14 protein-coding genes are annotated in these 20,015 nt (G+C 74.3%); 10 read left to right on the top strand and 4 right to left on the bottom strand.

All coding sequences use genetic code 11. From position 1 onward, the window contains the following. The first annotated feature begins 11 nt into the window (after positions 1–11). The 8 genes from H505_RS0101865 to H505_RS0101900 all read left to right on the top strand — a co-directional run bounded on the left by H505_RS0101865 (position 12) and on the right by H505_RS0101900 (position 9,340). Entirely contained in the window at positions 12–1,649 is a 1,638-nt protein-coding gene (locus H505_RS0101865) for a glycoside hydrolase family 13 protein (RefSeq protein WP_026400602.1), read from the top strand. Positions 1,650–1,659: 10 nt separating this feature from the next. Next, the gene (locus tag H505_RS39340; protein WP_084549723.1) at positions 1,660–2,763 is read left to right on the top strand and encodes a LacI family DNA-binding transcriptional regulator; all 1,104 of its coding nucleotides are present in this window, start codon (positions 1,660–1,662) and stop codon (positions 2,761–2,763) included. Between the two features lie 174 nt (positions 2,764–2,937). Next, a complete protein-coding gene (locus H505_RS0101875) occupies positions 2,938–4,233 on the top strand; it encodes an ABC transporter substrate-binding protein (protein ID WP_026400603.1) in 1,296 nt (431 codons plus the stop codon). Positions 4,234–4,410: 177 nt separating this feature from the next. Continuing rightward, positions 4,411–5,397, top strand: a complete 987-nt coding sequence (locus H505_RS0101880; RefSeq protein ID WP_026400604.1) for a carbohydrate ABC transporter permease — start codon at positions 4,411–4,413, stop codon at positions 5,395–5,397. Beyond that, on the top strand, positions 5,394–6,284 hold the full coding sequence (locus H505_RS0101885; protein WP_084549725.1) for a carbohydrate ABC transporter permease: 891 nt from the start codon (positions 5,394–5,396) through the stop codon (positions 6,282–6,284). The genes H505_RS0101880 and H505_RS0101885 overlap by 4 nt, the downstream gene beginning before the upstream one ends. Then, positions 6,281–7,711 carry a GH1 family beta-glucosidase gene (locus tag H505_RS0101890; RefSeq protein WP_026400606.1) on the top strand — a complete coding sequence of 477 codons (1,431 nt, stop codon included), beginning with the start codon at positions 6,281–6,283 and terminating at the stop codon, positions 7,709–7,711. The genes H505_RS0101885 and H505_RS0101890 overlap by 4 nt, the downstream gene beginning before the upstream one ends. A 100-nt stretch (positions 7,712–7,811) precedes the next feature. Next, positions 7,812–8,822, top strand: a complete 1,011-nt coding sequence (locus tag H505_RS0101895; RefSeq protein ID WP_026400607.1) for a LacI family DNA-binding transcriptional regulator — start codon at positions 7,812–7,814, stop codon at positions 8,820–8,822. Between the two features lie 35 nt (positions 8,823–8,857). Continuing rightward, on the top strand, positions 8,858–9,340 hold the full coding sequence (locus tag H505_RS0101900) for a nucleoside deaminase (protein ID WP_026400608.1): 483 nt from the start codon (positions 8,858–8,860) through the stop codon (positions 9,338–9,340). Between the two features lie 3 nt (positions 9,341–9,343). Here H505_RS0101900 and H505_RS39345 read toward each other — a convergent pair whose 3' ends face one another. Together H505_RS39345 and H505_RS0101910 are read right to left on the bottom strand one after the other, a co-directional pair. Then, positions 9,344–9,619, bottom strand: a complete 276-nt coding sequence (locus H505_RS39345; RefSeq protein WP_034516152.1) for an eL43 family ribosomal protein — start codon at positions 9,617–9,619, stop codon at positions 9,344–9,346. 10 nt (positions 9,620–9,629) lie between these two features. Further along, a complete protein-coding gene (locus tag H505_RS0101910) occupies positions 9,630–11,711 on the bottom strand; it encodes a polymorphic toxin-type HINT domain-containing protein (protein WP_157432860.1) in 2,082 nt (693 codons plus the stop codon). Between the two features lie 484 nt (positions 11,712–12,195). Between H505_RS0101910 and H505_RS0101915 the strand changes: the two genes are divergently transcribed. Continuing rightward, entirely contained in the window at positions 12,196–12,813 is a 618-nt protein-coding gene (locus H505_RS0101915; protein WP_026400610.1) for a class I SAM-dependent methyltransferase, read from the top strand. Here the strand turns inward: H505_RS0101915 and H505_RS0101920 are convergent. Beyond that, positions 12,788–15,964, bottom strand: a complete 3,177-nt coding sequence (locus H505_RS0101920) for an AfsR/SARP family transcriptional regulator (RefSeq protein ID WP_026400611.1) — start codon at positions 15,962–15,964, stop codon at positions 12,788–12,790. The genes H505_RS0101915 and H505_RS0101920 overlap by 26 nt on opposite strands. A 75-nt stretch (positions 15,965–16,039) precedes the next feature. Between H505_RS0101920 and H505_RS0101925 the strand changes: the two genes are divergently transcribed. Next, the gene (locus H505_RS0101925) at positions 16,040–16,945 is read left to right on the top strand and encodes an NAD(P)-dependent oxidoreductase (protein WP_064743442.1); all 906 of its coding nucleotides are present in this window, start codon (positions 16,040–16,042) and stop codon (positions 16,943–16,945) included. An 85-nt stretch (positions 16,946–17,030) separates the two neighbouring features. On the opposite strand, the gene H505_RS0101930 is transcribed toward H505_RS0101925, so the two are convergent. Beyond that, a complete protein-coding gene (locus tag H505_RS0101930) occupies positions 17,031–20,006 on the bottom strand; it encodes a glycoside hydrolase family 3 protein (RefSeq protein WP_245592407.1) in 2,976 nt (991 codons plus the stop codon). Positions 20,007–20,015 lie beyond the last annotated feature (9 nt).

The raw sequence follows: 20,015 nt of genomic DNA on the forward strand, positions 1-20,015 counted from the left end.
GAAGGACGTTCATGACGCAGCACACCCTCGCCGTCCCCGCGCCCCGGGACGGCGCCGAGAACGCCGCACGCTGGTGGCGGGACGCCGTCATCTACCAGGTGTACGTGCGCAGCTTCGCCGACGCCGACGGCGACGGCGTCGGCGACCTCCCGGGCGTCCGGAACCGGCTGCCCTACCTGGCCGCGCTCGGCGTGGACGCGCTGTGGCTCACCCCGTTCTACGTCTCCCCCATGGCCGACTTCGGCTACGACGTCGCCGACTACCGGGACGTCGACCCGCTGTTCGGCACCCTCGACGACGCCCGCGCGCTGATCGCCGACGCGCACGCGCACAACCTGCGGATCATCGTCGACGTCGTGCCGAACCACACCTCCGACCGGCACGCCTGGTTCCGGGCCGCCCTCGGCGCCGAGCCCGGTTCGCCCGAGCGCGCCCGGTACGTCTTCCGGGACGGCCGCGGCCCGGACGGCGCCGAACCGCCCAACGACTGGGAGTCGGTGTTCGGCGGCCCCGCCTGGACGCGGGTCCCCGACGGGCAGTGGTACCTGCACCTGTTCGCGTCCGAGCAGCCCGACCTGAACTGGGAGAACCCCGAGGTCCACGCGGAGTTCGCCGACATCCTGAAGTTCTGGCTCGACCTCGGCGTGGACGGCTTCCGCATCGACGTCGCGCACGGCATGGCGAAGGCCCCCGGGCTGCCCGACGTCGGCCACCCGAACCAGGTCGAGATGCTCGGCACGGCCGTCCTGCCGTACTTCGACCAGGACCCGGTGCACGACATCCACCGCGCGTGGCGGCGGCTGCTCGACTCCTACGGCGGCGAGCGCATCGCGGTCGCCGAGGCGTGGGCCCCGACCCCCGAGCGCCTCGCCGCCTACACCCGTCCGGACGAGCTCCACCAGGCGTTCAACTTCCACTACCTGACGGCGCCGTGGGACGCGGCCGCGCTGCGGGAGGTCGTGGACGAGTCGCTGCGCACCGCCGAGGCCGTCGGCGCGCCCGCGACCTGGGTGCTGTCGAACCACGACGTGAAGCGGCACGTCACCCGGTACGGCGGCGGCGAGACGGGGCTCCGCCGGGCCCGCGCCGCGGCGCTGCTCACCCTCGCGCTGCCCGGCTCCGCGTACGTCTACCAGGGCGAGGAGCTGGGCCTCCCCGAGGTCCTCGACCTGCCGGAGGAGTTCCTCCAGGACCCGCAGCGGCTCCGCGGCGAGGGCCAGGGCCGGGACGGCTGCCGGGTGCCGATGCCGTGGGCCGGGGACGAGCCGCCGTTCGGCTTCGGCTCCGGCGAGTCCTCTTGGCTGCCGATCCCGCCGTCCTGGCACTCTCTCACCGTCGCCGCGCAGGAGGCCGACGCGGACTCGATGCTCGCCCTCTACCGGGACGCGCTACGCGTCCGCCGCGAGCACCCGGCGCTCGGCGACGGCCGCCTCCGCTGGCTCGACGGCCCCGCCGGCACGCTGTCGTTCGTCCGGGACGAGCCCGGCGGCGGGCGCGCGTTCGGCTGCACGGTCAACACGTCCGGCCGGACGGTCCGCGTCCCCGCCCCGGGCGCGCCGCTGCTGGCCAGCGGACCCGTCCGGGTCGGCGGCGCGGAGGCCGAACTCCCCCCGGACACCGCGCTGTGGTGGGACATCGAGGAGCGCTAACTTGAGACCCATGACGACACGCCTGGCTGACATCGCGGCCCACGCCGGAGTGAGCGAGGCGACGGTGAGCCGGGTGCTGAACGGCAAGCCGGGCGTGTCCCCGACCACGCGCCAGGCGGTGCTGACCGCCCTGGACGTGCTCGGCTACGAGCGCCCGGCCCGGCTGCGCCAGCACCGGGCCGGGCTGATCGGGCTGATCATCCCGGAGCTGACCAACCCGATCTTCCCCGCGTTCGCCGAGGTCATCGAGAGCGCGCTGGCCCGGCACGGGTACATGGCGGTGCTGTGCTCGCAGGCGCCGGGCGGCGTCGCCGAGGACGACTACATCGAGATGCTGCTGGAGCGCGGCGTCGCCGGGATCATCTTCGTCAACGGCCTGCACGCCAACGCCAACTCCGACCGGGCGCGGTACGCGCGGCTGCTGGAGAAGGCGCTGCCGATCGTCCTGGTGAACGGGTACCGCGACGACATCGACGCGCCGTTCATCTCCAACGACGACGTCGCCTCGATGGAGGCGGCGGTCGGGCACCTCGCCGCGATGGGCCACCGCCGGATCGGGCTGGCGATCGGGCAGGACGTGTACGTCCCGACGCGGCGCAAGACCGAGGGGTTCCGGCGCGGGATGGCCGCGCACACCGGCCTGCCCGCGGACGAGGTCGACGCCCTGGTCGTCAACACCATGTACACGGTGGAGGGCGGGCAGGCCGCGGCGGCCCGGCTGCTGGACGAGGGCTGCACGGCGATCTGCGGCGGCAACGACATCATGGCGCTGGGCGCGATCCGGGCCGCGCGGGCGCGCGGCCTGCGGGTGCCCGAGGACGTGTCGGTCACCGGCATGGACGACTCGCTGCTGACGGCCTACCTGGACCCGCCGCTGACCACCGTCCGGCAGTCGGTGCGGGAGATGTCGATGGCGGCGGTGAGCACGGTGCTCGGCGAGATCGGCGGCGACCGCGCGCCGCGCACCGAGCTGCTGTACCGGCCGGAACTGGTCGTGCGCCGCTCGACGGCGCCCGCGCCCGCGGCCCGGCGGGCGGCGGTCCCCGGACCGGCGGCCGAGCCCGCGCCGGAGGCCGTCCGCGGGGCCGTCCACCAGCCCGTTCCCGAAGGTTAGGCGGCCCGTCGGGCCGGCGCGGGCGGCGCCGGACCCGGCGTTCAGGGCCCGGGGCGGCCGGGCCCGCGCCGATAACGGTTCAGTCTCGGACGTTGACAGTGACCGGGGTCACCGTCTTTGCTTCGTGGGAGCGCTCCCACACACGAGGTACATCACAACGGGAAGGGGTCCGCGATGAGGGCCAGCATGCGGCGCGGACTGAGCACGGCGGTGGCCGCGTTGCTCGTCGGCGGCCTCGCCGTCGCCTGCGGCGGAGACGACTCCGGCGGCGACGGCAAGGTCGAGCTGACCGTCGACGTCTTCGGCGAGCCGGGCTACGAAGAGCTGTACAAGCAGTACGAGGCGTCCCACCCGAACGTCACGATCAAGCAGCGCAAGGTGTCCAGCCTGGACGACTTCAAGCCGCGCATCCAGCAGTGGATGGCGACCGGAAGCGGCGCGGGCGACGTCGTCATGCTGGAGGAGGGCATCCTGCCCCTCTACATGCAGCAGGCGAACAAGTTCGTCAACCTCTTCGACCACGGCGGCAAGGAGCTCGAGCAGAACTTCGTGTCGTGGAAGTGGCAGGCCGGCGTCTCCCCGGACGGCAAGCAGCTCGTCGGCCTCGGCACCGACGTCGGCGCGCTCGCCATGTGCTACCGCACGGACCTGTTCGAGAAGGCCGGGCTGCCGACGGAGCGCGACGAGGTCTCGGAGCTGTGGCCCACCTGGGACGAGTACCTCAAGGTCGGCCAGGACTTCCAGTCGAAGGTGAAGGACACCAAGTGGCTGGACGGCCCGACGGCCATCTGGCGCGTCACCGTCCTGCAGCAGGCCGGCGCGGGCCCCGGCCACAGCTACTTCGACAAGGAGAACAACCTGGTCTTCGCCACCAACCCGGCGGTGAAGTCCTCGTTCGACACGGCGCTGAAGTTCGAGCAGAACAAGCTCACCGCCGACATGTCGATCTTCACGCCGCCGTGGCAGACCGCCCTGAAGCGCGACACGTTCGCGACCGTGCCGTGCCCGTCCTGGATGCTCGGGGGCATCAAGGAGTTCTCCGGTGACTTCGGCGAGGGCAAGTGGGACGTCGCCAAGGTGCCGGGCGGCAGCGGCTACTGGGGCGGCTCGTGGCTGGCCGTGCCGAAGCAGACCGACCACGCGAAGGAGGCCGCCGAGCTCGCCAAGTTCCTGACCTCGCCCGAGGGCCAGATCGGCGCGTTCAAGGCCGCGAACGTCTTCCCGTCCTCGCCGCAGGCCGCGAAGGACCCGGCGGTGGCGGACGCCAAGGACCCGTACTTCAACGACGCCCCGGTCGGCCAGATCTTCGGCGAGATGGTGGCGCAGGCCAAGCCCGTCTACCTCGGCCCGAAGAACGAGGACGTGCGGCAGGCCGTGGAGAACGTCCTGATCAGCGTCGGGCAGGGCAAGGTCCCGGCCGGCGAGGCGTGGAGCAAGTCCGTCGAGGAGGCGGAGAAGTCCGCCCGGTGACGCCGGTCCGGCGCTGACCTCCGCGTCGCGCCGGACGGCCGAACCCCCTCGTCCCCCTTCCCACTGGCCAGGCGGTGGCGCCGTGCCTCACCTCCCGTGCGGCGCCACCGCCTCACTCATGTCCCAGATCTCCGCCCCGGCCCCTCCCCGGGCGGAGCCGCCCCCGAAAGGAGGCGCATGACCACCGATCTGCGCGCCGGCCGGAAACCCTCCCGGCCCGCGCCGGGCGACGCCGGCCGCCGTCCACGCCCGACCTGGCGGGGCCGGCTGGCCAAACTCGACGTGAAGGCCGCTCCCTACGCCTTCATCTCGCCCTTCTACATCGTCTTCCTGATCTTCGGCCTGTTCCCGCTCGGCTTCACGCTGTGGGTGTCGCTGCACGACTGGGGCCTCGCCTCGGGCACCCGCGAATGGGTCGGCCTCGACAACTACGACTACCTGCTGACCGACGCCGACTTCTGGCACGCGACGGTCAACACCCTCGGGATCTTCGTGCTCGCGACGGTCCCGCAGCTCCTCATCGCCCTGTTCATCGCGAACGCGCTGAACCGGCGGATCCGGATGCCCACGCTGTTCCGGATCGGGATGGTGGCGCCGCTGGTCACCTCGACGGCCGCCGTGTCGATCGTGTTCACCCAGATGTTCGACACCGACTGGGGCATGATCAACTGGGCGCTCGGCCTGGTCGGCGTCGACCCGATCGACTGGAGCGCCAGCCGCGGCTGGTCCTGGGTCGCGATCGCCGCGATGGTCAACTGGCGCTGGATCGGCTACAACGCGCTGATCTACCTGGCCGCCATGCAGTCCATCCCGCGCGACCTCTACGAGGCGGCCGCGATCGACGGCGCGTCCCGGCTCCGCCAGTTCTGGCAGATCACGGTGCCGATGCTGCGCCCGACGATCATCTTCACGGTGATCATCTCGACGATCGGCGGCCTGCAGCTCTTCACCGAGCCCGTGCTGTTCAGCGTCCGGACCCCGAACAACATGGACGGCGGCGCGCTGCACCAGTTCCAGACGATCACGATGTACATGTACGACAACGCCTTCGGCTCGGACCGGTACGGCTACGGCGCCGCGGTCGCCTGGGCGCTGTTCATGATGATCATCGTGTTCTCCCTGATCAACTTCCTGATCGTGCGACGCACGGGAGGCACCAAGTGACGACCCTCCTCGCGGGCCCCGGGCAGCCCGGCAAGCACGCCCGTCCGAGCGGGCGGCTGCGCGGACTCTGGGAGGCCAGCCCGCTCACCTATGTGGCGCTGATCGTCGCGGTCGCCCTGTCGCTGTTCCCGATCTACTGGATGATCGTCGTCGCGACGCGCACCAACGACGTCGTCTCCGCCGTGCCGCCGCCGCTGCTGCCCGGCGGCGAGGCCGGCGACAACGTCGGGCGGCTGTTCGACAACCCCGACGCCTACTTCGCGCAGGGCCTGCTGAACTCCGCGATCGCCTCCACCGTGGTGACGGTCTCGACGGTGTTCTTCGCGTCCCTCGCCGGGTTCGCGTTCGCCAAGCTGCGCTTCAAGGGCAAGAACGCGCTGCTGCTGATCATCATCGCGACGATGATGATCCCGGTCCAGATGGGCATCATCCCGCTCTACATGATCATGGTGGAGCTGGGGTGGCAGAACCAGCTGCAGGCGGTGATCGTGCCGTTCCTGGTCACCGGGTTCGGCGTGTTCATGATGCGGCAGTACGCGTCCCAGGCCATCCCGGACGAGCTGATCGAGGCGGCCCGCGTCGACGGCTGCAGCACGTTCGGCATCTACTGGCGGGTCGTGCTGCCCGCGCTGCGCCCGGCGGCCGGGGTGCTCGGCCTGCTCACGTTCATGCAGACCTGGAACGAGTTCATGTGGCCGCTCGCGGTGCTCGCCCCGGACAACCCCACCGTGCAGCTGTCGATCAACAACCTGGCGAACGCCTACTTCGACGACTACACGCTCATGTTCGCCGGGACCTCCGTGGCGGTGCTGCCGCTGCTCGTCGTGTTCATCGTGTTCGGCCGCCAGATCATCGGCGGAATCATGGAAGGTGCTGTGAAGGCGTGACCTCGCTACAGGACGACACCGGTGCGGCCGCGGCCGCTCTGTTCCCGACCGGGTTCCGCTGGGGCGCGGCCACGGCCGCCTTCCAGATCGAGGGCGCCGCGGCCGAGGGCGGGCGCGGCCCGTCCATCTGGGACACGTTCTGCCGGACGCCCGGCAAGGTCCTGAACGGCGACACCGGCGACGTGGCCGTGGACCACTACCACCGCTTCCGCGAGGACGTCGCGCTGATGGCCGACCTCGGGCTGACCGCGTACCGGTTCTCGATCTCCTGGCCGCGCGTCCAGCCGGACGGCGCGGGGCCCGCCAACCGGGAGGGGCTCGACTTCTACCGGCGGCTCGTGGACGCGCTGCTGGAGGCGGGCGTCGAGCCGTGGCCGACGCTGTACCACTGGGACCTCCCGCAGCCGCTGGAGGACGCGGGCGGCTGGCCGGAGCGGGAGACCGCGCACCGGTTCGCCGAGTACGCCGCGCACGTCCACGGCGCGCTCGGCGACCGGGTGCGGAACTGGATGACGGTGAACGAGCCGTGGTGCGGCGCGTTCCTCGGCTACGCGTCCGGGGACCACGCGCCCGGCCGCCGCGAGCCGTCCGCGGCGCTGCTCGCGGCGCACCACATGCTGCTCGGGCACGGGCTCGCGGTGGAGGCGATGCGGGCGCAGCACCCGGACAACCGGTTCGGCGCGGCCGTCAACCTGTACGCGGTCTCGCCCGCGACCGACCACGAGGCGGACGTGGACGCGGCCCGCCGGATCGACGGCCTGCAGAACCGGCTGTTCCTGGACCCGCTGCTGCTCGGCCGCTACCCCGAGGACGTCCTCGCGGACACGGCCGAGCACGGGTTCGACCCGTCCGACGAGGACCTGCGGACGATCCACCGGCCGCTCGACCAGCTCGGCATCAACTACTACACGCGGCACACGGTCGCGGGGACGCCGGGCGAGGCGGCGCAGACGGCGTCGTCGCCGTTCTCCACGTACTCCCCGTGGGTCGGCAGCGAGCACGTCCGGTTCGTCCCGGGGGGACGCCCCGTGACCGGGATGGGCTGGGAGATCGACGAGCGCGGCCTGTACGAGGTGCTGGCGCGGGTGCACCGCGAGTACCCGGCCGTCCCGCTGTACATCACCGAGAACGGGGCGGGCTACGACGAGGCGCCGGACGGCGATGGCACGGTCCAGGACGCGGAGCGGATCGCGTACATCGACGCGCACCTGCGCGCCTGCCACGACGCGATCGCCGAAGGCGTCCCGCTGCGGGGCTACTTCACGTGGTCGCTGCTGGATAATTTCGAGTGGGCCTGGGGCTACACGAAGCGCTTCGGGCTGGTGCACGTGGACTACGCCACGCAGCGGCGCGTTCCGAAGGCGAGCGCCCGCTGGTACGCGGACGTGATCCGGCGGGGCGGGCCGGCCGGACGGGCGTCCGGCTGACCTCCCCGGACTCGGGGCGCGAACGACGGGTCCGGCGCGCCGGACCCGCACGGACGGCCGGTTCCGGCCGTCCGATCGGACTGGACGGAGGGGGAGCCGGATGACGGGCAGGAGCACGCGGCCCACATTGGAGGAGGTCGCGGCGCGGGCCGGGGTGGGCCGCGGCACGGTCTCCCGGGTGATCAACGGCTCGCCGCGGGTCAGCGCGCAGGCCCGCGCGGCCGTGCTGGCGGCGATCGACGAGCTGGGGTACGTGCCGAACCGCGCGGCCCGCACGCTCGTCACCCGCCGCACCGACACGGTGGCGCTGGTGGTGGCCGAGTCCGACCAGCGGCTGTTCGGCGAGCCGTACTTCGCGGGGATCATCCGCGGGATCGGCAACGGGCTCGCCGACACCGGCCTGCAGCTCCTGCTCGCCATGGCCCGCTCCCCCGCCGAGTACGCGCGGCTGGAGAACTACCTCACCCCGCAGCACGTGGACGGGGTGCTGCTGACGTCGCTGCACGCGGAGGACCCGCTGCCCGCGAAGCTCGAGGCGGCGGGCGTCCCGACGGTGCTCGGCGGCCGCCCGCCGGGGGTGTCGCCGGTCAGCTACGTGGACGTCGACAACCGCAGCGGCGCGCGGGAGGCCGTCGGGCACCTGATCAGCGGCGGGCGGCGGCGGATCGCGACGATCGCGGGCCCGCAGGACATGGGCGCCGGCATCGACCGGCTCACCGGCTACCGGGACGCGCTCGCCGAAGCCGGGCTGCCCGAGTGCGTCGCGTTCGGCGACTTCGGGGAGGCGAGCGGCATCACCGCCGCGGAGGAGCTGCTCGCGCGCGAGCCGGAGCTGGACGCGGTGTTCGCCGCGGACGACCCGATGGCGCTGGGCGCGCTGCGGGTGCTGCACCGGATGGGCCGCCGGGTCCCCGACGACGTCGCGGTGATCGGGTTCGACGACTCGGCGGCCGCGCCGCTGGCCGATCCCCCGCTGTCGAGCGTCCACCAGTCGCTGGAGGAGATGGGCGTGGAGATGGCGCGGCTGCTGGTGTCGCGGATCCGCGGCGAGACGGTCGCGGAGCCGGTGGTCATCCTGAAGCCGCATCTGGTGCTGCGCGACAGCGCCTGACCTGGGCGGACGCGGGCGCGCGTAAGATCATCGGCATGGCCTACGAACCGACTCCGGAAGAGATGTCCCATCTGCGCCGCTGCGTGGAGCTGGCCGCGGAGGCCCTCGCGGACGGCGACGAGCCGTTCGGCTCGGTGCTGGTCTCGGGGTCGGGCGAGGTCCTGGCCGAGGACCGCAACCGGGTCGCCGGCGGCGACCGCACCCGGCACCCCGAGTTCGAGCTGGCCCGCTGGGCGGCGGCGCACATGGCGCCGGACGAGCGGGCCGCCGCGACCGTGTTCACGTCCGGGGAGCACTGCCCGATGTGCGCGGCGGCGCACGGCTGGGTGGGCCTCGGCCGGATCGTGTACGCGGCGTCGTCCGCGCAGCTCACCGGGTGGCTCGCGGAGCGCGGGCTGCCGCCGGGGCCGGTGCGTCCGATCCCCGCCGGGGAGGTGGCGCCGGGCGTCCGCGTCGAGGGCCCGGTCGCCGCGCTGGAGGCCGAGGTCCGCGAGCTGCACGCCCGCGCCCGCGGCTGAGCGCTACCCGTCGAAGGGCTCGATCTGCTCCCAGTCGGGGACGGAGTCCGCGTCGACGTAGGGTTCGACGATCTGGAGCAGGTTGCCGTCGGGCGGCGCGAGGATCTCGTCCATCTCCGCGTCGGGCGTCCCGAGGCTCCTGCCGCGGCCGGTCCGGTCGCGGCGGAACCAGATCGCGTCGCATTCCTCGCAGACCCAGACCGGCACCCCGGTCCGTTTCACGCGGTACCGCCGGACGAGTCCGGCCCGGCAGTTGCCGCAGAGGTACTCGTCGGCCAACGCCCCTCCCTCAGAACGGCACCGGGTGGGCCGTGAGGATATTACCGGTGTCCTCTTCCACGATGATCCGCACGGCTTTCTCGCCCTGGGTGCCGACCACCCGGTTCATCGGGATCACGTACTCGTCGGTGCCGTTCCGCGTCGTCTTCGTGCCGGACGCCCTGATTTCCCAGGCGTCGTCAATCAGCCGGAACAGCTCCCGGCCGTGCGTGTTGAAGCGGCTGTGCACCGTCTTCGACGGGTCGACCGGGGCGCGGTCGCCGTGGGCCTGGATGTGCCGCAGCCGGTGGCCGTGCCGCGATCCCGGGCGGTAGACCAGCTTGGCGGGCGACCTCATCGCGCCGTTCCCCCAGGGGATCATGTTGAAGCAGTTCGCGTTGTGCACGAGCACGTGCGCGCCGCCCGTCCGGACGTGGTAGGTGTGGGCGTCCGCGACGGTGAGGTTGTGGACGCGCCGGTCGCGGACGGTCCGGTGCTCGACGGCGGCGACCCGGACGTCCGCGCCGGTGCCGGTGCGCAGCCGCATGCCGGGCTTCAGCGCGCCGGCGTCGACCCACCGGCCGGGGCCGCCGGCGACCCGGAAGGGGTGGGCGGCGGTGGCGACGACGGTCCCGGCCTCGGTTCCGGGCCCGGCGGCGGTGGTGATGCGGACCAGGTCCTTGGGTCCGCCGCTCGCGGGGGTGGCCACGACTGCCCCGGGGCCGGTCTCCCCGGTCTCCGGGTCCGCGGCGAGGACGGCGTCGCCGATGCGCACGTCCTCGATGGCCTTCGTGCGGCCGTCCGCCATGAGGACCCGCGTGCCGGGGACGAAGCTGTTCGTCCCGGTGCACTTGGCGAGGTCCCGGTCCAGGTTCACGCGTTCGACGAGCCGCTTCACCTCGACCGCGGCCAGCGCGCGGGCGCTGATCACCGTGTTGGCGCGGAAGGGGATGCGGTACCTGACCGGCCGGCCGCCCTGGGCTCTCGACTGCGCCATGGCCCGCGCGCGGTGCTGCGCGTTGACCGAGGTGAACACCGCCCCGGCGCCCGGGTTGGAGCAGCTCAGGGTGCCGGACACGCCGCCGCCGGCGACCGGGAAGGTGCGGCTGTCGCTGGTGCACCGGCCGGCGGACCGCCCGTCGATGGAGAACGTCGCGGTCATCACGGCGGTGACGTTGCCGCCGGCGATGCGGGCCCGGGCCGCGCTGGTGAGGGTGCCGGTGAAGCTCTTGTTGGCCGTGCAGCCCCCGGACCCGCAGTTGACGCTCCCCGACGCGCCGAGCGTGAAGGTGATGCCCGCGTCGGTCGCGTTCTCCAGCCGCCCGACCTGCTTCTCCAGCGTGTCGTACATCTCGGTGGCCTCGGCCCCGGTGACCGGGGCGAGGTCGAATCCGCCGGACCCGCCGTCCAGGGGCGCCGCGGCGGGCAGCACCCCGCTCCTGACCGGCTCCTTTCTCGCGGGCCCGTCGACGGGTTCCAGGCGCAGCACCCGGTGCGGTGCCTGCCGGGTGATGAGCAGCCGTCCCGCCGGGGTGTTGACGGCCTTCGCGGGCTTGCCGTCCACGGCGGCCGACGCAGAGTCCTCGGGCTGCGGCACGTCGCCCGCCTTCCGCAGCGCCCGGGACAGGTCGTCCGCCAGCACCGGCGGTGCCGGGGTGCCGTCGAGCACCTCGGCGATCCGCCCGGCGGCGCCCTCGGCCCCGATCGTCCATCCCTCGGACGATCCGGTGCCCCCGGCCGCGCCGGACCCGCCGCGCGTGAACGTCTTCCCGGAGACCTGCAGGACGTTCGGTTCGCCGCCGTCCGCGTCCGAACCGGCGGCGCCGAACTTGTCCCCGGACGCGGTGACCGTGATGTCCTGCGGCGTCCCGGCTGCGGCGTCGGTCCGGTAGCGCAGGCCGGGGGCCTGGGAGAGGTCGGCGAGGGCCTGCTCGAAGGGGCGCAGGTCCCGAGCGGCGATGGTCGCGCCGGAGCGGTCGACGACGACCGCGACCGTCAGACCGGCCGCCAGCACCATGACCAGCGCCGCGACCGTGCCGAGCAGCAGCGCCCGCTGCGCCGTCCCCAGCATCCGCAACTGCGGCACCAGCCGCATCGGCACCTGCCCCGGCACGGGCCGCCCCCCGCCCCCCGCAGAGGGCAGCGTCGGCACCCCTTGGAAAGGCCAGGACGCCGGGCCGGAGGGCGGTGGGGACTTGGCCGGTGAGGGTGGCGGGGTGTCGTCAATGCGGGGGTTTTCCCCGGCGGGCCTTGCCTCGTCGTGGTCCGGATGTGACATGGCATCCCCTGCGTCGCTCGCCCACGCCGGATCACCGATCGCACGCCGGGCGGGCCGTGCCCTGGCGCGGGCATGGCCGATCCCGGCTTCCGGTTCCCCGGCACCGCCGGGGAGAAGTCTCCAATAGACAGTGGTGTCTGTAAAGCCGTTCGGAAGAGTCCCAGGTCGCGGGCGGGGCGGTCGGGTCGCGCGCCCGGAGCGGCGCACAGGGCGCATCGGGGTACGCATCGGTCACAGGTTTGCCGGTACGGCAAACGGGTTTGCCTGAAGCGGTGTCCGTTGCCGAAGATGCGGGCACCGCACCGACAGGAGGTACCCGATGAGCAACGAGACCGAGGAGTTCTGGGAGGAGCTCTACCGCGCCCGCGACCGGGTGTGGAGCGGCAACCCGAACCCCGTGCTGGTGAGCGTGGTCGAGCCGCTGGAGCCGGGCGCCGCGCTCGACCTCGGCTGCGGTGAGGGCGCCGACGCGATCTGGCTCGCCCGCCGCGGCTGGAGCGTGACGGCCGTGGACGTCTCCACCGTCGCCCTCGGCCGCGCGGCGGCGCACGCGAAGGAGGAGGGGGTCGAGGCGCGCGTCGCGTTCGAGCGGCACGACCTCGGGCACAGCTTCCCCGCGGGCTCGTACGACCTCGTGTCGGCGCAGTTCCTGCAGTCCCCGCTGGACTGGCCGCGCGCCGAGATCCTGCGGTCGGCGGCCGCCGCCGTCGCGCCCGGCGGGCTGCTGCTGATCGTCGAGCACGCCGCCGCGCCGCCGTGGTCGGACCACCACGACCACCGGTTCCCCACGGCCGACGAGACGTTCGCCGACCTCGCGCTCGACGCGTCCGCGTGGACGACCGAGCGGTGCGGCGTCCACGAGCGCGAGGCGACCGGGCCCGACGGGCAGGCCGGCGTCCTGCTCGACAACGTCATCGCGGTCCGCCGCACGGGCTGACGCCGGGCTCGGCGGCCGCGCCGCCCGCCGGGTCCAGGGCCCGGCGGGCGGCGGCGGCGATCCGGTCGACGTCGCCGCGCTCCGCGGGCGGCAGCGGCAGGCCGACGGACTCGCGCGCGGCGGCGGCCTCGCCGAGCAGCCGGACGGCCTCCGCGGCGCGGCCGTCGAGGACGTGCGCGCCCGCGAGTCCTTCGAGCCCGCGGGCGAGCGCCCGCGGATCGCCGGTCCGGCGGGCGTACCGCAGGCCCTCCCGGTGCAGCGCCAGCGCCTCGGCGGCGGCACCGCGCAGCTCGGCGATGAACCCGAGCTCGGCCAGGATGAACGCGGTTCCGAGGTCGCCCTCCCAGCGGCGGCACCAGTCGAGCCAGCGGCGCAGGCGCGCCTCGGCCTCGTCCAGCCGGCCCCGCCGGCGCGCCACCATGCCGAGCCCGGTCTCGGCGAACTCCTCGCCGCGCCGGTAGGAGTGCGCCGCCGCCAGCCGCCCGGCGCGCCGGTGCAGGTCCTCGGCGCTTTCGAGGTCGCCGGTGAGCAGGGCGGTCCGGCCGAGGCGCGCCAGGGTGTCCGCCGCGTCGTTCCACAGCCGCAGTTCCTCGGCGCGGCCGAGCGCCTCCCGGCGCAGGCGCCCGGCGGTCGCGTAGTCGCCGGCGAACTCGGCCAGATCGGCCAGGACGCACGCGGCGCGCGACTCGCCCCACCGGTCGCCGAGCTCGCGGAACACCGCCAGGGCGCCTTCCGCGTCGCCGCGCGCCCGGTCCGGCTCGCCCAGGCCCGCCAGCACCTCGGCGCGGACGGTGCGCGCGGCGGCCGCGCCCCACCGGTCGCCGTGGGCCCGGAACCGCGCGAGCGCCCGGTCGGCGAGGCCGAGCGTCGCCCGGGCGTCACCGAAACCGACCCTGCTCAACGCGAGGAACCACCGTGCGCGGGCGACGCCCGGCGGGTCGCTCTCCGCAGCCGCGTGCTCCGCGGGCCCGGCCGGCTCCCCGGTGGACCGGGGCGGCGCGGCGAGACCGTCCGGAAGCAGCAGCGAGATCCCGGCGCGCCACATCCGGGCCGCCGCCCGCAGGTGCGCGGCCCCGCCGGCGGTGAGGGCGAGATCGAACGAGCGGCGCGCCTCGGCGAACCGGCCGCGCAGGAACCAGTACCAGCCGAGCGCGTTCACCAGCCGCAGCGCCGGGTCGCCCGGCCCGCGGCGGACGGCGTGCTCCAGCGCGGCGCGCAGCCCCGCCGCCTCGGCGTCCAGCCGATCGAGCCACTCCCGCTGCCGGTGCCCGCGCAGCCGCGGCTCGGCGCGCTCGGCGAACTCCAGGAGCCGGGCGAGGTGGCGTTCGCGGACGGCCTCCCGCTCCCCGGACTCGGCGAGCCGCTCGTTCGCGTAGGCCGCCACCGACTCCAGCAGCCGGTACCGGCCGTCCCGGTGCACCACCAGGGAGCGGTCGACGAGCCTGCCGAGCAGGTCGAGGACGTCCGCGGCGCGCACTCCCCCGTCCGTCCCGTCCGCGCAGACCGCCTCGGCCGTCTCCAGCGTGCAGCCGCCCGCGCACACGGCCAGGCGGCGCAGCACGACCCGTTCGGCGTCGGTCAGCAGGCCCCAGCTCCAGTCGATCACCGCGCGCAGCGTGCGCTGCCGCGCCGGGGCGTCGCGGACGCCCGCCGTCAGCACCCGGAACCGGTCGTCCAGCCGGGCGGCGAGATCGTGCACGTCCAGCACGCGGACGCGGGTGGCCGCCAGTTCGAGCGCGAGGGGGATCCCGTCGAGGCGCCGGCAGATCGCCGCGACCGCCGCCGCGTTGCCCGGCCCCAGCGCGAAGCCGGGCGCGGCGGCCGTCGCGCGCTCCACGAACAGCCGAACGGCGCTCGACCGCTCCGGCCCGGCGGCGTCCGGCTCGGGTAGGTCGAGCGGCGGCACCGGCCACAGCCGCTCGCCGCCGATCGCCAGCGGCTCGCGGCCGGTGGCGAGCAGCCGCACGTCCGGCGCCGCCCGCAGCAGGCGCGCCGCCAGCGCGGCCACCGGCTCCACCACGTGCTCGCAGTTGTCGAGCACGAGCAGCATCCGGCGTCCCGCGACGGCGTCGGCGATCCGCTCCGCCGGGGGGCGCGCGCCCGCCCGGGCGGCGTCGCGCAGTTCCAGGCTCGCGGCGACGGCCTCGCCCGCCTCGGCGCCGGTGCGGGCCTCGGCGAGCTCCACCAGCCGGACGCCGTCCGGGAAGTCCCCGGCCCGCCGCGCCGCCACCTCCAGCGCCAGCCGGGTCTTGCCGACGCCGCCCGGCCCGGTCAGCGTCACCAGCCGCGCGGAATCCAGCAGCTCGCCCACCCGGCGCACCTCGCCCTCTCGGCCGACCAGGCCGGTGGGCGGGACGGGCAGGTCGCCGCGGGGCCGGGGCGCGGGCGCGGCGGCCGGGAGCAGCGCCGGGTCCCGGCGGAGGATCGCCTCGTACAGGCCGGACGCCCCGGGACCGGGGTCGAGCCCGAGTTCGTCGCGGAGCCGGTCGCGCAGGTCGCCGAGGCTCGCCAGGGCGTCCCCCTGGCGCCCGGCCCGGTACAGGGCGAGGGCGTGCAGTGTCCGCAGCCGCTCCCGGAAGGGATGCGCCGCGACGGCTTCGGCCAGGTCGCCCGCGGCCGCCCCGTGCTCGCCCAGTTCGAGGCGGGCTTCGGCGAGGTCCTCCAGCGCCGCCAGGCGCCGCTCCTCGAGCCGCGCCGCCTCCCCCTGGACGAACGCCGCGTCGGCGAAGTCGGCGAAGGCCGCCGTGCCGTGCCACGTCCCGAGCGCCTCGGCGAGCAGCCGCGCCCGCGCGCCCGGGTCGCCGGCCGTCCGGGCCCGGCGCAGCAGTTCCTCGAACCGCCCGGCGTCCACCGCGTCGTCCGCCACCTGCAGCAGGTAGCCCGGCGGGCGGGACACCAGCAGGCCGCGTCCCCCGGGCTCGGCCTCCTCCAGGACCCGCCGCAGCAGCGACACCTTCGACCGGACGGTGCGGACGCCGCCGGCGGGGGGCGCGTCGCCCCACAGGTCGTCGAGGAGCCGGTCCGCCGATACGACGTGCCCGCGCCGCGCCAGCAGACCCGCCAGCAGGGCCCGCACCCTGGTCTCGCGGACGCGGACGAGGCGGCCGTCCGCCGTCCGCACCTCCAGCGGCCCCAACACCCCGAAACGCACCCGCTCACGCTACCGATACGGCGACCGCAACTTTTCCGGAGACGGACCGGAACCCGCCCCGGCCAGGCTCGTGCCATGACCGACGCACATACCAACGAACTTGCCGACGAACTCGCCAACGAATCCGCCCGGGAGTCCGTGACCGTCATCGGGCTGGGGCTGATGGGCCGCGCCCTGGCGTCCGCGCTCCTGGCCGCGGGGCACCCGACGACCGTCTGGAACCGCACGGCCGCCAAGGCCGACGACCTGGTCGCGCGGGGCGCGACGCTCGCGCCCACCGTCGGCGACGCCGTCCGGGACGGCTCGCTGATCATCGTCTGCCTCGCCGACGCGGACGCGGTCCGCGAGGCCGTCGGCCCGCACCGGGCGGGCCTGGCCGGCCGGACCCTGGTCAACCTCACCTCCGGCACCGCCGAGGAGGCCCGCGAGATCGCCGGCTGGACGGCCGACCGGCTGGACGGCGCGATCATGGCCACCCCCGAGGTGATCGGCCGGCCGGAGGCGTTCCTGCTGTACAGCGGCTCCCCGGACGCGTTCGAGAAGCACCGGGAGACCCTCGGGCGGCTCGGCAGCGCGACCTTCTTCGGCGCCGATCCCGGCCTGGCGTCGCTGTACGACGTCGCGCTGCTCGGCATCATGTGGGGAACGCTGAACGCCTTCCTGCACGGCTCGGCGCTGCTGGGCGCCGCCGGGGTGAAGGCGAGCGACTTCGCGCCGTTCGCCGTGCAGTGGGTCTCGAGCGTGTCCGGGTTCGCCACCGCCTACGCCGCGCAGATCGACCGTGGCGGCTACCCCGCCGAGGACGCCTCCCTCGACACCCATATCGCGACGATGAAGTACCTGGTGCGGGAGAGCGCGGCCGCGGGCATCGACACCGACTGGCCGGCCCGCATCCAGGCCCTCGCGGAGCGCGCCGTCCAGGCGGGCCACGCGGGGGCGAGCTACGCGAGCCTCATCGAGGTCTTCCGCGGCCGCGCCTGAGCGGTACCGGACCCGCCGACGGGCGGGGGTGCCCGCCCCGGGGTCGCCCGGGGCGGGCTGCGCCCGCTGCGCCGCGGGGCGCGGACTACTCCAGCGTGAACCCGCTCAGGCGGGCCTCGCCGCGGAACACCAGGTAGACGTCCTGCCTGCCGTGGGCCCGCCGCAGGTCGGCGGTGACCTCCCTGTAGGCGTAGACGCCGCCGGTGGCCGGCACGTCGAGGGTGCCGACGCGGCGGCCGTCCGGCGAACCGAGCCGCACCTCGATCGCGGTGGCGGCGGTCCCGGCGACGCGGGCGGTGATCCGCCCGGCGCCGCGGCCGAGGTCGGCGTCCTCGAACGCGATCCAGGCGCCCGCGGCGCCGGCGACGACGTCGCCGTCCGCCTTGGTCTCGTCGGCCAGGACGGCGCCGTCGTGGTCGTCGAAGTCGGCGGCGCGGGTCGGCGCGGACAGGTCGCGGGCCGGGATCCGCTCGCCCCGGACCTCGATCCTCGCCCGCTGCCGGACGTCGCCGGACGACGCGCCGACCAGCACGTCGTGCCCGGCGCGCTCGACGGCCCACCGGTTCCGCGTGACGTCCCAGAACGCCAGGTCGGACGCCTTGACCTCGAGCGTCACCCGCTTCGTCTGCCCCGGCGCCAGCTCGACCTTGGCGAAGTCGCGCAGCTCCTTCACCGGCTGCTTCACCCGCGACTTCCGCTGGCGGGTGTAGAGCTGGACGACCTCCTCGCCGGTGCGCTTCCCGGTGTTGGTGACCGGGACGGTGACCTCGATCGTGCCGTCGGCGCCCATCGAGTGACGGCTCAGCTTCGGCTTCCCGTAGCGGAACGTCGTGTAGGAGAGCCCGTACCCGAACGCGTACAGGGGGTCGCCCTTGAAGTACTGGTACGTGCGGTCGTGCTCGATGATGTCGTATTCGAGGATGCTCGGGAGCTGCTTCTCCGACCGGTACCAGGTCTGCGGCAGCTTGCCGGACGGGTTCTCGTCGCCGAACAGGACGTCGGCGAGCGCGTTGCCCGTCTCGGCGCCGGCGTGGCTCGTCCACAGGATCGCCGGGACGTTCGCGTCCGCCCAGGTCAGCGTGGTCGGGTAGCTGTTCTCCACGACGACGACCGTGTTCGGGTTCGCCTTCCGGACGGCCTTGACCAGCTCCAGCTGCCCCTCGGCGAGGCCCATCGCGGTGCGGTCGTGGTCCTCGCGGCCGTTGATGAACGGCATGCTGCCGACCACGACGACCGCGGTGTCCGCCCGCTTCGCGGCGGCCACGGCGGACTCGGTGCCGCTGCCGACGACCTCCTTGGCGAGCGGGGTGGCGTCGGCCTTGGCCGCGAGGGCGAGCGTCCCGTCGTCCAGCACCTTCACGTACGGGTCGGCCGGGTTCTCGTACCCGGCGTAGCGCAGCAGCACGGTGCCGCCGGACTGCTCCTCCAGCGCGAACATCTGCTGGACGAACCAGCCGTTCGGCTGCGCCTGGCTGTTGGAGAAGTTCGATCCCCAGTCGTGGCGGCCGACGGTCTTGCCGTTGGCGACGCTGCGCAGCGTGACGATGCCCTGGCCCCAGTCGAACACGTCGAACTGGGCGGTGGCGTCCGGGGTGGTCGGGCCCGTCTTGAGGACGGCCCCGTCGGCGCCGGTGCCGCCCGCGACGTACTCGCCGGTCCGGACGTCCTTGAGCGCGATGCGGTCGACGCCCTCGCTGGTGGTGACGTTCTCCGCGCCGGCCTTGGCGCGGACGCCGTCCACCGGGGTGACCTCGTAGGGGAGGGCGCCGGAGTACCAGTCGGTGTAGAGGGTGTCGGACAGCGGGCCGACGACGGCGACCTTGTCCCCGGCGGCGACGGGCAGCGCCTTCTTCTCGTTCTTGAGCAGCACCATCTGCTCGACGGCGGCCTTGCGGGCCAGCGCGCGGTGCTCGGGGCTGTCCACGACCTCCATGCCGATGCCGGCGTGCGGGCCGCCGTCGGGGTCGAACTCGCCGAGCCGCACCCGGATGTTCAGGATGTGGCCGACGGCCTCGTCGATGTCGGCCTCGGTGAGCAGGCCCCGGTCGAGGGCCGTCCTGACCGAGTCGATCGTCGTGGCCGAGTTCGTGTCGTCGACCGTGAAGCTGTCCACGCCCGCCTTGAGGGTGGCGGCGTTCGCGGTGGGCAGGTCGGGGAAGTAGTTCTGCGAGCCGATGAGGTTGTTCGGGCCGCCCGCGTCGGTGACGTTGAACAGCGTCTCGTCCGTCCACGACCGGACGAGCCCGGCGGCGTCCGGCGTGACCGTCGCGGGACGGCCGTTCACCTTGTTGTACGCCGTCATGATGCCGGTGACCGCCTCGTTGGAGACCGGCATCCGGAACGGCGCCTCGTAGTACTCCTTCTTCGTGCGCGGCCGCAGGGAGGAGGACGTCTCGGTGCGCTTGTACTCGTTGTTGTTCGCGAGGTAGTGCTTGAGGACGGGCGCCGTCTTGAGGCGGTCCGGATCGTCGCCGCGCATGCCGCGGCCGTAGGCGGTCGCGAGCAGGCCGGTGAGCAGCGGGTCCTCGGAGTAGCCCTCCTCGTTGCGGCCCCAGCGCGGGTCGCGCAGCAGGTTCACGACCGGCGCCCACAGCTGCAGGCCCCAGACGTCCGGGTTCTCGCCGTGGTGGCCGCGGGCCTCGTCGCCGACGACGGAGCCGACCTCCTTCAGCAGCGCCGGGTCCCAGGTGGCGCCGAGGCCGACGGACTGCGGGAACACCGTCGCCTTCGCGGTGCGGACGGCGCCGCCCGCGTGGACGTCGGTGGTCCAGGCGAGCCCGTGCAGGGCCTCGGTCCCGGTCTTGAACCGGCCGATGCCCAGGCGCGGGACCGGCGCCTGGTACTGGTGCAGCAGCCCGAGCTTCTCGTCGAGCGTGAGCCGGCCCAGCAGGTCGTCGACGCGGGCGGCGACGGGCAGGCCGGGGTCGCGGAACGGGAGGCCGTCGCGGGCCGCCGCCGGGGCCGCGTGGAGGAGCGGCGCCGCGAGCGCGGCGGCCAGGACGAGGGTCAGCGGCCGGCTGCGCCGGCCGGGGGAACGGGGTCTGCTTCGGCTGAGCTTCAACCTTGCTCC

The sequence above is a fragment of the Actinomadura rifamycini DSM 43936 genome (genome assembly GCF_000425065.1).
Taxonomy (GTDB): Bacteria; Actinomycetota; Actinomycetes; order Streptosporangiales; family Streptosporangiaceae; genus Spirillospora; species Spirillospora rifamycini.